The 14,120-nt window shown below is 71.9% G+C and carries 12 protein-coding genes; 4 read left to right on the forward strand and 8 right to left on the reverse strand.

The window, feature by feature from the left end:
- Positions 1–265: 265 nt before the first annotated feature.
- Together BLT36_RS01700 and BLT36_RS01705 are read right to left on the reverse strand one after the other, a co-directional pair.
- Complete coding sequence (locus BLT36_RS01700; protein WP_092091374.1) at positions 266–2,776, reverse strand: glycoside hydrolase family 65 protein; 2,511 nt, start codon at positions 2,774–2,776, stop codon at positions 266–268.
- Between the two features lie 80 nt (positions 2,777–2,856).
- Complete coding sequence (locus BLT36_RS01705) at positions 2,857–3,624, reverse strand: HAD family hydrolase (RefSeq protein WP_092091377.1); 768 nt, start codon at positions 3,622–3,624, stop codon at positions 2,857–2,859.
- Between the two features lie 203 nt (positions 3,625–3,827).
- Here BLT36_RS01705 and BLT36_RS01710 point away from each other — a divergent pair, with 203 nt between their 5' ends.
- From BLT36_RS01710 to BLT36_RS01720, 3 genes are all read left to right on the forward strand, one after another.
- On the forward strand, positions 3,828–4,427 hold the full coding sequence (locus BLT36_RS01710) for a hypothetical protein (RefSeq protein WP_139166314.1): 600 nt from the start codon (positions 3,828–3,830) through the stop codon (positions 4,425–4,427).
- Positions 4,428–4,463: 36 nt separating this feature from the next.
- Positions 4,464–5,138 carry an Ig-like domain-containing protein gene (locus tag BLT36_RS01715; RefSeq protein WP_092091381.1) on the forward strand — a complete coding sequence of 225 codons (675 nt, stop codon included), beginning with the start codon at positions 4,464–4,466 and terminating at the stop codon, positions 5,136–5,138.
- A gap of 118 nt (positions 5,139–5,256) precedes the next feature.
- Complete coding sequence (locus BLT36_RS01720; protein ID WP_092091383.1) at positions 5,257–6,615, forward strand: APC family permease; 1,359 nt, start codon at positions 5,257–5,259, stop codon at positions 6,613–6,615.
- 45 nt (positions 6,616–6,660) lie between these two features.
- Here BLT36_RS01720 and BLT36_RS01725 read toward each other — a convergent pair whose 3' ends face one another.
- The 4 genes from BLT36_RS01725 to hxlB all read right to left on the reverse strand — a co-directional run bounded on the left by BLT36_RS01725 (position 6,661) and on the right by hxlB (position 9,843).
- Complete coding sequence (locus tag BLT36_RS01725; RefSeq protein WP_092091385.1) at positions 6,661–7,383, reverse strand: alpha/beta hydrolase; 723 nt, start codon at positions 7,381–7,383, stop codon at positions 6,661–6,663.
- Positions 7,380–8,492 carry a bifunctional GNAT family N-acetyltransferase/class I SAM-dependent methyltransferase gene (locus BLT36_RS01730; protein ID WP_092091386.1) on the reverse strand — a complete coding sequence of 371 codons (1,113 nt, stop codon included), beginning with the start codon at positions 8,490–8,492 and terminating at the stop codon, positions 7,380–7,382. Before BLT36_RS01730 ends, BLT36_RS01725 begins: the two co-directional genes overlap by 4 nt.
- Before the next feature lie 140 nt (positions 8,493–8,632).
- Positions 8,633–9,271, reverse strand: a complete 639-nt coding sequence (gene hxlA, locus BLT36_RS01735; protein WP_092091388.1) for a 3-hexulose-6-phosphate synthase — start codon at positions 9,269–9,271, stop codon at positions 8,633–8,635.
- Between the two features lie 11 nt (positions 9,272–9,282).
- On the reverse strand, positions 9,283–9,843 hold the full coding sequence (hxlB, locus tag BLT36_RS01740) for a 6-phospho-3-hexuloisomerase (protein WP_092091390.1): 561 nt from the start codon (positions 9,841–9,843) through the stop codon (positions 9,283–9,285).
- A 109-nt stretch (positions 9,844–9,952) separates the two neighbouring features.
- Here hxlB and BLT36_RS01745 point away from each other — a divergent pair, with 109 nt between their 5' ends.
- Positions 9,953–10,816: a helix-turn-helix transcriptional regulator gene (locus tag BLT36_RS01745; RefSeq protein ID WP_254787270.1), complete on the forward strand. Its 864-nt coding sequence runs from the start codon at positions 9,953–9,955 to the stop codon at positions 10,814–10,816.
- Here the strand turns inward: BLT36_RS01745 and BLT36_RS01750 are convergent.
- The gene (locus BLT36_RS01750) at positions 10,800–11,498 is read right to left on the reverse strand and encodes a response regulator (RefSeq protein ID WP_092091395.1); all 699 of its coding nucleotides are present in this window, start codon (positions 11,496–11,498) and stop codon (positions 10,800–10,802) included. The genes BLT36_RS01745 and BLT36_RS01750 overlap by 17 nt on opposite strands.
- Positions 11,495–13,987, reverse strand: a complete 2,493-nt coding sequence (locus BLT36_RS01755) for an ATP-binding protein (protein WP_092091396.1) — start codon at positions 13,985–13,987, stop codon at positions 11,495–11,497. Before BLT36_RS01755 ends, BLT36_RS01750 begins: the two co-directional genes overlap by 4 nt.
- Positions 13,988–14,120 lie beyond the last annotated feature (133 nt).

The raw sequence follows: 14,120 nt of genomic DNA on the forward strand, positions 1-14,120 counted from the left end.
GGTGCGAGGTTGCCCACTCCGTGCGACGCTGCAGCCTCGCACGGGACGACGGACGCCGCACCCGCCCACGAGCAGCGCACGGTGCGCAACACGGCCCGGAGCCGCGACGGCCCACGGCAACCCGACCCTCGCGCGCACTCAGCAACCGACCCACGCACGCACACAGCAACCGGCCCACGCACGCGCACCGCAAAACCTGCCCCCGCACGCACAGCAGCGGGCCCCCGCGCAACCGTCGCTGCACAGGGGCCCGAGAGCAGACGGCTCAGGCGGTCGTCTCGTCCGGCTCGAGATCGCGGTCGAGCGAGATCGTCGGGATCGACGCCGTGACGACCGACCCGTCGGCGCGGAGCGTGCCCTGGATGTCGCTCGTCGTCGGCGCGCGACCGGTCATCCGCGGCCCGTGGTGCGGCAGCGGCACGACGGTCGCCTCGCCGGCGGTGATGTCCCACTGCTGGTTGTGCACCCACGCCGTGAAGCCCTCGCCGGTCTCGACCGTGAAGGTCATCGTCGCCTGCTCCAGGTCCACCCGGACCCGCGACCCGCGAACCGTCAGGCGGTAGGTCAGGCGCTCCCAGTCCTTCGGGAGCCGCGGGTTGAACGTCATCCGGCCGCCGTGGTCCCGCATGCCGCCGAACCCGTTCACGAGCCCGCCCCAGATGCCGCCCGTCGAGGCGATGTGGACGCCGTCGGAGGTGTTGCCGTGCAGGTCGGCGAGGTCGACGTAGAGCGCGGTCTGGAAGTACTGCAGCGCGAGGTCGTGGTAGCCGACCTCGGCCGCCATGATCGACTGCACGACCGCCGACAGGGTGGAGTCGCCCGTGGTGAGGGCGTCGTAGTAGTCGAAGTCCCGGCGCTTCTCGGCGGCGGTGAACTCGTGCCCCTGCAGGAACAGCGCGAGCACGACGTCGGCCTGCTTGAGCACCTGGAACCGGTAGATGACGAGCGGGTGGTAGTGCAGCAGCAGCGGACGCTTGCTCTCCGGCGTGTTCTCGAGGTCCCAGAGTTCCTTGTCGAGGAACTGGGCGTCCTGCGGGTGGATGCCGCGGTGCGGGTCGAAGGGGATCTCCATCGACTCGGCGGCGTGCTCCCAGTCGGTGATCTCCTGCGCCTGCAGCCCGGTGCGCCGCACCATGCGGTCGTACTCCTCCGGGTCGTCGGCGGCGAGCTCGCGGCAGGCGTTGACGGCGAACCACAGGTTCGCCCGTGCCATCACGTTCGTGTACAGGTTGTCGTCCACGACGGTCGTGTACTCGTCGGGGCCGGTGACGCCGTCGATGTGGAACTTCTTGTCGCCGTTGGAGCGCCAGAAGCCGAGGTCCTCCCACAGTCGGGCGGTCTCGACCAGCATGTCGATCGCGCCGCGCTTGAGGAACTCACGGTCGTCGGACGCCCGGACGTACTGCATCAACGCATGCGCGATGTCCGCGTCGATGTGGTACTGCGCGGTGCCGGCCGCGTAGTAGGCGCTGGACTCCTCACCGTTGATCGTCCGCCACGGGAACAGGGCGCCGTGCTGGTTGAGCTCCCGGGCACGGGACCGCGCGGAGTCGAGCATGTTGTAGCGGAACCGGAGGGCGTTCCGCGCGACGATCGGCGCCGTGTAGGACAGGAACGGCAGGACGTAGATCTCCATGTCCCAGAAGTAGTGCCCGCCGTACCCGGAGCCGGTGACGCCCTTCGCGGCGATGCCGTGGCCGTCGGTGCGTGCCGTCGCCTGCGCGAGCTGGAACAGGTTCCACCGGACGGCCTGCTGGAGCTCGGGCTGTCCCGCGATCTCGACGTCGGAGCGCGCCCAGTAGTCGTCCATCCACGCGCGCTGCTTCGCGAAGGTCTCGTCGACGGTCTCGGCGTGCGCGCGGTCGAGCGTGCGGTCGCAGCGGTCGGCGAGTTCACGCGCGGGCACGCCGCGGGACGTGTGGTAGACCACGTGCTTGGTCAGCCGGATGGGCTGTCCGGCACGGGCCTGCACCCGGTAGACGTGCTTGGCGAGGTCGTCCTCGATGGAGGACGACTCGTCCCAGCTGTTCTCGGTCTCGAGGTTGTGCTCGACACCGACGCAGATCGTCATGCCCGAGCTCGCTGCCTGGTAGCCGAGCAGTGAGCGCCCACCGGTGCTGCGCTTGAGTTTCGGTTCGAGCACCCGCTCGGTGAACGCCTCGGCCTTGCGGGGGTCGAACGCGTTCGCCGCCGCACGCATCCCCGCGTGGTACTCGTCCTGCACGTCCTGACGGTTCAGGATCTGGCTGGACAGCAGGATCGAGGCATCCGCGTCGAGGACGGTGACCTCGTAGTCGATGACGGCGAGGTGCCGGTCCGTGAACGACACCAGCCGCCGCGCACGGATGAGGACGCGCTTGCCCGAAGGTGTCGACCACTCGGTCTCGCGGAAGAGGTAGCCGCCCTGGAAGTCGAGCCGCCGGGTGTGCCGGAGGATGTCGGCCTCGGCGAGGACGAGCGGCTCGTCGTCGACGTACAGGCGGATGACCTTGGCGTCGGGGGCGTTGATGATCGTCTGACCGGTCTTCGCGAAGCCGAACGCGTCCTCGGCGTGGCGGATCGGCCAGGTCTCGTGGAAGCCGTTGATGTACGTGCCGTAGTGCAGGCCGCCGCGTCCCTCGTCGAGGTTGCCACGCAGGCCGAGGTACCCGTTGCCGACGGCGAAGTTCGTCTCGGCGACGCCCTGTTCGTCGGGCGAGTACTCGGTCTCGACGAGCGCCCACTCGTCGATCGGGTAGCGGACGCGGTCGAGCGGGTCCGAGGTGATGGGGTTCATGCTGCTCCGTGGGAAGGGAGGGAGAGTGTGGGGGATGCGTCGTGTCGGCCTGGAGGCGCGGATCGCCTCGGTCTGCCGGCCTACGCCCGGGTGGTGGCGGGCTCCGGCAGCTGGTCGACGAGTTCGTCGAGGTCACGCACCACGACGTCTGCGCCGTGCGCGCGGAGCGCGTCCGCACCGGCGCCGCGGTCGACGCCGATGACGAGGCCGAAGGCGCCGTTCCGGCCGGCCTCGACCCCGCTCGTCGCGTCCTCGACCACGACGCACTCGGCCGGTGTGAGGCCGAACCGCGACGCGGCGTCGAGGTAGGTGTCCGGAGCAGGCTTGCCGGCGAGACCGTCCTGGCGCGCGACGAGGCCGTCGACGATGACCGGGAAGCGCTCGAGGATGCCCGCGGTCCGGAGCACCTGGGTGGCGTTCGCGGAACTCGACACCACGGCCACGGACAGTCCCGCGTCGATCGCCGTGACGAGGAACCGGAGGGAGCCCGGGTACGGCTCGACGCCGTGCTCGGTCAGCTCGGCCGTGAACTCGGCGTTCTTCCGGTTGCCGAGACCGCACACGGTGTCGGCGTCGGGGGCGTCGTCCGGGGTGCCCTGCGGCAGGTCGATGCCACGGGACTCGAGCAGCGAGCGCACGCCGTCGTAGCGGGGCTTGCCGTCGATGTACGCGAAGTAGTCATGCTCCGTGTACGGGTCCGCGCCGTGCGACTGGAGGTACGGCGTGAAGAGCCGGCTCCACGCGCGCATGTGCACGTCAGCGGTGGGCGTGAGGACACCATCGAGGTCGAACAGGAGCGCTCGCTGGTCTGCGAGTCGCGCGGGTGTGCGCCGGTCAGGCGTCGTCATGTGCAGCCTTCCTGGGGACGGGTTCGGCGTTCCTTCCGGACGAGTCTAGGACCGCCCCACTGGCCGTGTTCCGACGCGCCGCCCGGGGTGTGGAAAGAGTTCACACGAGCGACGTCCGCGCGAGCTGGACGGACGCGGTCGGACACCTCACAGGGAGCGACACGCAGACTGACGTTTCGTATTTCACATGTGAATGGAGTGCCATGTCATCCTCATCTGCTCGCCGACGCGTCATCACCGCGTCCGTGTTCGCCGGCGCAACCGCGCTCGCGGTCGGCCTCGCCGCTCCCGCCGCAGCGGCGCCCGGGAGCCCGGCCCCGGCGATCACGACCGTCTCGGACGCAGCGGTCGCCCCCGTCATCACCGTCCACCTGGGCCCGGACGAGCAGCTCGGCGGCTTCGGGACCCCTGGGGCCGTCGTCACGGTCACCGATCGGGACGGCGATGTCGTGACCACCCACGCCGCCGCCAGCGGGCTCTGGTTCGTGCCGCTCGAGGGTCTCCGACCCGCGTTCAGCATCGTGCAGTCCGTCGACGGCCAGACCTCGCAGCCGGTGACCTGGGGCGCGTCCGACGACACCGTCCTCGCTCCGGTGGACACCGTCCACAACGCCCCGGACGGGCGCCTCGGCGGACGCGGCACCACGGGCGCGACGGTGACCGTGACGGACGCAGCCGGCGCCGTCCGGACCACCACCGTCACCGGCCCGTTCTGGTTCGTCGACGTCGTCGGCATGCAGCCCGGTTTCACCATCACCCAGTCGCAGTGGGGCCAGACGTCCAGTCCGGTCTCGTTCCGCTGATCCGAACACCACCTTCCACGACACCACGGAGATCCCATGCCCCTCATCAGCACCATCGCCACCGCCACCCTCCTCGCAGCGGGAGCCGCGGTCCTACCGACCACCGTCGCGTCCGCGGAGCCGACCGCGGACGTGCACCAGTCACAGTCGCAGTCGCAGTCGCAATCGCAGTCACAGTCGCAGGCACTGACGCTCTCGACGGGCACCCAGTACCGCTCCGGAGAGCACCCGGTGTTCAGCGGGACCGGGACGCCCGGCTCGGGCCTCGTCATCGTCATCCCCGGCAAGCCGGAGTTCCTGGACACGCGGGTCGCAGCCAACGGCACCTGGTCCGTGACCAGCCCGCAGGCGTACCAGCAGGGCGACTACCTCGAGAACGTCGTCTACCAGAGCAACGGCGAGCGGGTCTCGTTCAACCTCCTCCTGTCGCACGCCGACGACGAGGACTCGGTCGCTCCGGGCACGCTCACCCTGACCTCCTCGACCACCATCGCGAACGGGACCCGCCCGGTCTTCAGCGGTGAGGGGACGGCCGGCGAGCAGATCCTCGTCACCGTGCCCGGGAAGCCCGAACGACTCGTCACCTCGGTCCGTGGCGACGGCACGTGGTCGGTGACGAGCCCGTCGGTCTACCGCTCCGGCTCCTACGGTGGCAACACCGTCACGCAGGGTGACCGGCAGCGCGTCGAGTTCCGCATCTCGGTCCGCTGACGGGAACGGGGCGTGCTGCTCGCCGGAGTCCCGACGAGCAGCACGCCCCACGGTCCCCGGCGTCTGTGAAGGCGCCGAGGAACCGTCGGTCACGCTGGCCGGGACGGAAGGCACCACCATGACCAGCGACACCGCAGCCGCGACGAGCCAGCGCGCCGAGGGCTCGAAGCTCAAGCAGGCGATCACCGGCCCGCTCCTGTACCTGTTCATCCTCGGCGACGTCCTCGGCGCCGGCATCTACGCCCTGATGGGCACGCTCTCGAAGGACGTCGGTGGGGCGCTCTGGGCACCGCTCGTGCTCGCGCTCCTGCTCGCCCTGCTGACCGCGGGGTCGTACGCGGAGCTCGTCACGAAGTACCCGAAGGCGGGCGGTGCCGCCGTCTTCGCCGAGCGCGCCTACCGCACCCCGATCGTCTCGTTCCTGGTCGGGTTCAGCATGCTCGCCGCCGGGGTCACCAGCGCCGCCGGGCTCTCGCTCGCCTTCGCCGGCGACTACCTCGGCACGTTCGTCGACCTGCCGCCGGTGCCGACCGCGATCGTCTTCCTCGCCCTCATCGCGTGCCTCAACGCCCGCGGCATCTCGGACTCGCTGAAGAGCAACGTCGTGATGACGATCATCGAGGTCTCGGGTCTCGTCATCGTCATCGTGGTCGTCGCCGTGATGCTCGGTGGCGGCGGCGGTGACGTCTCCCGCATCGGGTCGTTCCCGGCCGAGGCGAACCCGGCGCTCGCCACCCTCAGCGCCGCCATCGTCGCCTACTACTCGTTCGTCGGGTTCGAGACCTCGGCCAACATCGCGGAGGAGGTCCGCGAGCCGCGCCGGGTCTACCCGAAGGCACTGTTCGGTGCGCTCGCGACCGCGGGCGTCGTCTACGTGCTCGTCGCCCTCGCGAGCTCGATCGCACTCCCCGCGTCCGAGCTGTCGAAGTCGAGCGGGCCGCTGCTCGCCGTCGTCTCGGCGAGCGGCGTCCCGATCCCGGACTGGGTGTTCAGCCTGATCGCCCTCGTGGCGGTGGCGAACGGGGCCCTCCTCACGATGATCATGGCGAGCCGCGTCACCTACGGCATGGCCGAGCAGCGGCTCCTGCCGGCGGTCCTCAGCAGGGTGCTGCCCAACCGGAAGACCCCGTGGACCGCGATCGTGGCGACGACCGTCGTGGCGATGCTCCTCACCCTGGTCGGGGACGTCGGCACCCTCGCCGAGACGGTCGTGCTCCTGCTGCTCTTCGTGTTCATCAGCACGAACGTCGCCGTGCTCGTGCTGCGCCGGGACGAGGTCGAGCACGACCACTTCCGGGTGTGGACCTTCGTGCCGGTGCTCGGCGTCGCGTCCTGCATCCTGCTCCTCACCCAGCAGAGCGGGCAGGTGTGGCTCTACGCGGCGCTGCTCCTCGCCGTCGGTGTGGTGCTGTACTTCATCGCACGCGTCACCGGTCGTCGTTCCGGACGCGACCACGAGGCGGGCGTGATCCGCTGACGAGCACACCACGCGCCTCCAGGCCCGTCCGGACCCACCACGCGATCAGCCGAGCCCGCGCACCCACTCCTCGATCGCGTCGCTGATCTGCTGCCGTGCGTCAGCGCGGCTGATGGTCGCCGTCCGGTCTCCCGGCTGGTCCCCGTACGCGCCGAATTCGGCGTGGTTCGACCCCTCGATCTCCGTCATCGTCGCGGTCGACGGCAGGAGGTGCCTGGCCGCGTCGACCTTGGCCGGCGTGGAGAGCCCGTCACGCGAACCCGACACGCTCAACACCTGGATGTACGACCGGCTGATGTCGTTCGCGCAGTAGCTGCCGAGCAGGAGCAGACCGTCCGCGTCCTGCGCGAGCTGGCACGCGCGCACCCCGCCGAGCGAGTGGCCGCCGACGGCCCAGGTCCGGATCGACGGGGCGTGTGCCTCGAACGTCGACAGCGGACGCGTGTCGAAGAACGCGAGGTGCAGCGTCGGCTTCGTGATGACCACCGTCGTGCCGGACGCGACGACCTGCCGGAACGTCGCCATGTACGCGTACGGGTCCACCTTCGCGCCGGGGATGAACACGATCCCCTTGCCGTTCGCGGTCCCAGTCGGCGTCATCACGACGGAGTCACCGGCATCGCGGACGGCCACCCGGTCGTCGCGCCAGACCTGCAGCGCTGCACTGCGGGTGCCCTGCATGACGATGTTCGCCCAGACGAGGAACACCACGGCGATCAGCACGATCACAGCGACGATCCAGGTCGTCCAGCGGAGTGCTCGGTTCATGGTCGTCCTGCTTCCTCGGGCCGTCTGGCCGTGACGGTCAGCCAGCGCTCTGCGGCGGTTCGACGCCCGTCGGCGTCGGTTGCTGTGGTCTCGCGGACGACGACGTCGTGCCACCCTGCTCCGGCGACGACCTCGGCGAGGGCGTCGTCGGTCCAGTAGGTGAAGTGTCGCGCACGATCGAGCTTCCGGGTGGTCCAGGCCTCGCCGTCGCCCCGCTTCACCGTGGCCGCGAGGACGCCTCCGGGCCGGACCGCGGCCAACGCCCGGGCGAGGACGCCGCCGAGCGCCGTGCGCTGCACGTGGAGCAGGACGGCGTTCGCGAAGACGGCGTCGAACGGCCCGCCGAAGCCGCCGGACCGGACGTCGAGGAGCCGGGCGGGGTGCCCCTGCTCGCGAAGTGCGTCGACGAAGGACTGTGCACCGTCGGTCCGGTCGACCACGAGTCCCGCCGCCTCGAGCGCGAGTGCGTCCCGACCCGGGCCGGACCCGAGTTCGAGGACGTGCGAGCCCGGCGGGACGAGGGCGACGAAGTCGTCCACCAACCCTGCGCGGTGGTCGTCGGTGCGTTCGGTGTAGCGATCGGCTGCCCGCTCGTACGCGTCGAGGGTCCGCTCCGGGGTGAGGTCGCGGAGCATGACTACCTCGTGCCGGCCGTCGGGCAGGGCATCGCCCGGGGTGTCCGACGCCGTGAAGCCCGTGCGCTCGTAGGCGCGACGCGCGGCGTCGTTGTCCGGCATCACCGAGAGCGTGAGCGTCAGCGCGCCCGAGGAAGCAGCCCACCGGGCGATGGCGGTGATGAGCGTCCGCGCGACGCCCTGGCCCCGGGCCGCCGGGTCCACCCACATCGAGATGAGCTCCGCACGCTCGGGGTCGTCGGGATCGGGGACGCCGCTCGCGAGGCCGACCGGGACCGCCCCGTCGACGGCGACGGCGACGAGGTCGATCGCTCCCGGGATCGACAGGCGGGTCCGCCACCGGTGCTCGGGAGCGTCCTGCCAGTCGGCGAGAGTGGACCCGAAGGCGTCGGGGGCCTCGGCGAGCGCCGCCAGCCGGACCGGTCGCCAGGACTCCCAGTCGTCGGCGGTCACGCGGCGCAGCTCGATCGTCACGCGACGACGCTACCGCCGCGCGGGTCGCGAGGGCACCGCAGTGCGGGTCGCGAGGGCACCGCAGTGCGCAGCAACCGTCGAGTGCGGGGGACACTCGGCGGTTGCCGCGCACGCCCGGAGCGGCCCGGGCGAGCCGCGTCTCAGACCGCCGCGCCCTCGCTGATCCCCGCACGCAGCTCGGCAGCCGCAGCGGCGACGTCCGACGCGCTGTAGATCGCGCTGCCGGCCACGGCGACGACCGCGCCGGACGCCTGCACGTCGCCGATCGAGGACGCCTTCACGCCGCCCGCGATCGAGAACGGGACGCCGGAGGCCTTCCCGGCCTCGAGCAGGTCGCCGAACGTGAAGCCGTCCTCCGCCTGCTCGTCGAGTCCGGCGTGCACCTCGACGAAGACGGCGCCGAGCGCGACGACCTCGCGGGCACGGGCGGCCTTGTCGGCGACCCCGATGAGGTCGACGACGACGCCCTTGCCGTGCTTCTCGGCGGCGGCGACGGCCCCGACGATGGTGGAGTCCCCGGCGACGCCGAGGACGGTGACGAGGTCGGCACCGGCGGAGAAGGCCAGGTCGGCCTCGAGCTCGCCGGCGTCCATGGTCTTGAGGTCGGCGAACACGGTCTTGTCCGGGTGCGCTTCCTTCATCGCGGTGATCGCGGAGACGCCGGCGCTCTTGATGAGCGGGGTGCCGAGTTCGAGGATGTCGACGCTCGGTGCGGCCTGCGCGGCGAGCTCGAGGGCGGTGTCGGTGGAGAGGGTGTCGATGGCGAACTGGAGCTGCATGGTGGTGCCTTTCATTCGAGGTTGGCGTGGCTCGGCCACAGGTCGTCGGCGGACAGGCCGCTGCGCGTCCACAGGGCGTGGAAGAGTGCATCGCCGAGCAGGACGACGGCCTGCTCGAAGCGGCTGCCGGCGTACTGGACGGAGGCGGTGCCGGAGCGGTCGGTCTTCGTCGCGGCGGGGACGACGAGGGTCACCGCGGCGAGTTCGGCGAGCGGGGCGTCGTCGGTGGTGGACACCGCGAGCACGCCGGCGCCGACGTCGGTCGCGGTCCGTGCGGCGGCGACGATGCCGGCGGTCGTGCCGGAACCGCTCGCGACGAGGAGCACGTCGCCCTCGCGGATCGCGGGCGTGGTCACCTCGCCGACGACGTGGACCTCGAGTCCGAGGTGCATGAGCCGCATGGCCGTCATCCGGAGTGCGAGGCCCGACCGTCCGGCGCCGTGGACGAAGACCCGGGAGGCCCGCTCGAGCATCCCGAGCGCCGCGTCGGTGTCGCCGCCGACGCTCCCGGCGAGGTCGGCGGCCTCGCCGACGATGCGGTCGAGGGCTTCGGGGACGGTGACTGCGGACATGTCGACGAGCCTGGTCGCCGCCTGGTGCGGGCGCCGCTACCCGACACGGCAGGGTGCCCACCCGATCGGGTGGCCCCACCCGCTCGGGTGGGAGTCGTACGGTGGTGGCGTGAGCGAGGAACCGAACGACACAGGGGTCGCCGGCGGCCTGGAGGCCCGTGGGGACCCCGCCGACCGGCTCGCGGTCGCGGAGCACGCCCGGACCGTCGCCGAGCAGGCGGACCGGCACGCACTCACCCTCGAGTCGGTGCTCGCCGTCCTCCGCTCACGGCGGGTGGGCGACGCGGCGGCCCGCGCCGAGGCCGTCGAGATCGCTTCGGCCGCCCTGGTGGACCTGCGGACCGTGACGGACCGGCAGCGCGGCGCACTCCTCGAACCGGTCACCGGCGCGTTCTCCCGGCTCCGGGCCGACCTCCGCCCGCTGGTGCGGTTCGGTGACCTCGACGTGCAGTTCGTCGAACCGCCGGCCACCGGCCGCGCGCTCCCCGGGGACGTCGCGCACAGCGCCCGCGCCATCGTCCGCACCGCGGTCCTCGCCCTCGTCGACGAAGGGGCCGCGCACCGGGTCCGGATCCAGTGGGACTGCGACGGCCGGAACCTCCTCATGCAGCTCCGCGACGACGGAGCCGGCACGCTCGACGCCCACGACGACGTGATGCGGCCGATCGCCGAACGGGTCGTGGCGCTCGACGGACGGCTGGACGTCGAGTCCACCGCCGGCTGGGGTTCCGTGCTCGACATCACGATCCCCCTCGACCCGCCGCCGGGCAGCCCGCCCGCTGCCGATGCGTCCGACCTCACGCCGCGGGAACAGGACGTGCTCCGGTTGGTCGCGACGGGTGTCGGCAACCGGGAGATCGCGGACGGGCTGGGCATCAGCCTGAACACGGTGAAGTACCACGTGGCGAACCTGCTCCGGAAGCACGGCGCCCGCACCCGCGCCGAGCTCGCGGCGTTCAGCTCGCGGGCGTGACCCCCGCCGGGCTGAACCGGTAGCCCATCCCGGACTCGGTCACGAGGTACCGCGGATGGGCGGCATCGGGTTCGAGCTTCCGGCGGAGCTGCGCCATGTACAGGCGGAGGTAGCCGGAGTCGTTGCCGTGCGAGGGACCCCACACCTCGGTGAGGAGCATCTCGCGGGTCATCAGCCGGTCCGGGTTCGTGACGAGGACCTCGAGCAGCCGCCACTCGGTCGGGGTCAGCCGGATCGCCGGGCCCTCCTCGGGTGTGACCTGCTTCGCGACCAGGTCGACCACGAGCGGCCCAATGCGGATCGTCGGCGCCTCGTCCACCGCGGCCTGCCGGCGACGCCCGAGTGCCCGGAGCCGGGCGAGCAGTTCGTCCATCTGGAACGGCTTCGTCACGTAGTCGTCGGCACCGGCGTCGAGGGCGCCGACCTTGTCGGACGAGTCGGTCCTGCCGGACAGCACGAGCACCGGCACCTGCGACCACGCCCGGACGCCCTCGAGCACCCCGATGCCGTCGAGCCGGGGCATACCGAGGTCGAGCAGCACCAGGTCGGGCCGTTCGGTGATGACCGAGTCGATCGCGGCGCGGCCGTCCCGGGCGGTGACGACGTCGTAGCCGCGGGCTGCGAGCGTCACCGCGAGCGCCCGGACGAGCTGTGCGTCGTCGTCGGCGATCAGGACCTTCATCGGATCTCCACTCCCAGGTGCCCCGCGATCGGCAGCCGTACCACCACGGTCAGTCCGCCACCGGGGGTGTCGTCGACCTCGATCGTCCCGCCCATCCCCTCGGTGAAGCCGCGCGCGAGCGCCAGCCCGAGCCCCAGCCCGGTGTCGTTGTCGGTGTCCCCGAGGCGTTGGAAGGGTTGGAACACCTCGCCGCGACGGTCCTCGGGGATACCGGGGCCGTGGTCGGCGACGCGGAGTTCGACCCCGCCGCCGAACGCACTCGCGGCGACGCGCACGCGGGTCCCCTCGGGGGCGTACCGGGAGGCGTTGGCGAGCAGGTTCACGACCACCCGCTGCAGCAGGACCGCGTCGGCGAGCACCGGCGGCAGGTCTGCGGGCAGGTCGAGGTCGACGTCGTCCGGACCGAGTTCGAGTTCGTCGAGCGCCGGGGCGACCACCGTCTCGAGCGCGATCGCGACCGGCGTGACGGCGAGCACCCCCGCCTGCACCCGGCTGACGTCCAGCAGGTCCGCCAACAGCACCGCCAGCTGACCGAGGCTCTCGTCGGCGGTCGCGAGCAGCGCCTCCCGGTCCGTCTGCGACAACTCGATGTCGGACGCACGCAGCGTCTGCACGGCTGCCGAGGCCGCTGCGATCGGCCGTCGGACGTCGTGGCCGACGGCCGCGAGGATCGCGCTGCGGACACGGTCTGCCGCCGCGATCCGCTCCGCGTCCCCCGCGGTGCGGGTGAGTTCGCGGTGCTCGACGGCGGCGTCGAGCTGCTGCTCGACGACGCGCAGGAGCCGCCGCTGGGTCGGGTCGTCCGGGGCGCCCGCGAACTCGAGCACGGCACCGGACGGGAGGCGCGTGGCCGCGTCCGGCGTCTCGCCGAACGTCCCCGACGACGCCGGCACCTCGTCGCCCTGGCGGATCCGGACGCCCACGAAGCCGAAGGCCTCCCGCGTCCGGTCGAGGAGCGCCTGCAGCGCGTCGTCGCCCCGCAGCACGCTGCCGGCGATCCCGACGAGGAGCCCGGACTCGGCCGCTGCCCGCCGCGCTGCACGGGAGCGCCGGGCCGAGCGGTCCACGACGAAGCTCACGAGCACGGCACTGATGACGTACATGACGAGCGCGACGAGGTGCCAGGGCTGCTGGACGGTGACCATGTAGAGGGGTTGCACGAAGAAGAAGTCGAGGCTCAGCCCGGAGAGCACGGCGGCGAACACCGCCGGCCACATCCCACCGACGAGCGCCACGACGAGCACGAGCAGCTGGTACGCCAGGACGTCGACCGTGATCGCGTCCGGGTCGCTGCCGAGCGAGAGCAACCAGGTGAGCAGCGGTCCGACCACGATCGAGAGCACGAACGCCGCGAGGATCCGGCCGCGGGACAGGCTGCCGCCGAGCTTCGGCAGGGCGAACCCGCCACCGGCCCGCTCGTGGGTGACCACGTGCACGTCGATGTCGCCGGACTCGCGGATGACCGTGTTGCCGATGCCCGGCCCGGTCGTCGCGGCCGCGAGGCGACTGCGACGGCTGACGCCGATGACGATCTGCGTCGCGTCGATCGACTTCGCGAACCGCACCAGGGTCGTGGGCACGTCGTCACCGACGACCTGGTGGTAGGTCCCGCCGAGCTGCTCGAGCAGGGCACGCTGCTTCCCGAGGGCGCCGGGGTGGCGCTCCCGCAGCCCGTCGTTCGTGGTGACGTGCACGGCCGCGAGTTCGCCGCCGGCACTCCGGGCGGCGATCCGGGCACCACGGCGGAGGAGCGTCTCGCCCTCCGGGCCGCCGGTGAGCGCGACGAGCACCCGCTCCCGGGTCTCCCAGCGGTGGTCGATGCCGTGCTCGGCGCGGTACGCCTTCAGTGCGTCGTCGACCTCGTCGGCGAGCCAGAGCAGCGCGATCTCCCGCAGGGCGGTGAGGTTCCCGAGCCGGAAGTAGTTGGACAGCGCCGCGTCGATCCGGGTGGCCGGGTACACCAGCCCGTCCGAGAGCCGCTCGCGGAGGGCCGCGGGGGCGAGGTCCACCACCTCGATCTGGTCCGCCGCCCGCACCACGGCGTCCGGCACGGTCTCGCGCTGCACGGTGCCCGTGATCTCGCGGACGACGTCCCCGAGGGACTGCATGTGCTGGACGTTCACGGTCGAGATCACGTCGATGCCCGCGGCGAGCAGCGCCTCGACGTCCTGCCAGCGCTTCTCGTGCGGGCCGTCGGGGGCGTTCGTGTGCGCGAGCTCGTCCACCAGGGCCACCTCGGGCGCCCGGGCGATCACGGCGTCGAGGTCCATGTCGTCGAGCTCGACCCCGCGGTGCTCGACGACGCGACGGGGGACGACCTCGAGTCCGTCGACGAGCGTCGCGGTGGCCGCGCGGCCGTGGGTCTCCACGACGGCGACCACCACGTCCCGGCCCTCGAGCCGCAGCCGGTGCCCCTCTTCGAGCATCGTGAACGTCTTGCCGACACCGGGCGCCGCACCGAGCAGGACCCGCAGCTTCCCGCGCTTCACGTGCTCATCCTCTCGCGTGGTGCTGCTGGTCTCCGCAAAACACCGGTGTTCGTGCGTCGAACCGCGACATCCCAGGGCGCGACCGACGAGCACCGGTGTTCAGCGGAGGGGGTCACGACGGACGCACCGGCCG

The sequence above is a fragment of the Curtobacterium sp. UNCCL20 genome (genome assembly GCF_900101675.1).
Classification (GTDB): domain Bacteria; phylum Actinomycetota; class Actinomycetes; order Actinomycetales; family Microbacteriaceae; genus Curtobacterium.

Excerpts from the sequence above, each read along its gene's own strand:
- BLT36_RS01700 (WP_092091374.1), bottom strand. The coding sequence starts at position 2,776 with ATGAACCCCATCACCTCGGACCCGCTCGACCGCGTCCGCTACCCGATC.
- BLT36_RS01705 (WP_092091377.1), bottom strand. The coding sequence starts at position 3,624 with ATGACGACGCCTGACCGGCGCACACCCGCGCGACTCGCAGACCAGCGA.
- BLT36_RS01710 (WP_139166314.1), top strand. The coding sequence starts at position 3,828 with ATGTCATCCTCATCTGCTCGCCGACGCGTCATCACCGCGTCCGTGTTC.
- BLT36_RS01715 (WP_092091381.1), top strand. The coding sequence starts at position 4,464 with ATGCCCCTCATCAGCACCATCGCCACCGCCACCCTCCTCGCAGCGGGA.
- BLT36_RS01720 (WP_092091383.1), top strand. The coding sequence starts at position 5,257 with ATGACCAGCGACACCGCAGCCGCGACGAGCCAGCGCGCCGAGGGCTCG.
- BLT36_RS01725 (WP_092091385.1), bottom strand. The coding sequence starts at position 7,383 with ATGAACCGAGCACTCCGCTGGACGACCTGGATCGTCGCTGTGATCGTG.
- hxlA (WP_092091388.1), bottom strand. The coding sequence starts at position 9,271 with ATGCAGCTCCAGTTCGCCATCGACACCCTCTCCACCGACACCGCCCTC.
- hxlB (WP_092091390.1), bottom strand. The coding sequence starts at position 9,843 with ATGTCCGCAGTCACCGTCCCCGAAGCCCTCGACCGCATCGTCGGCGAG.
- BLT36_RS01750 (WP_092091395.1), bottom strand. The coding sequence starts at position 11,498 with ATGAAGGTCCTGATCGCCGACGACGACGCACAGCTCGTCCGGGCGCTC.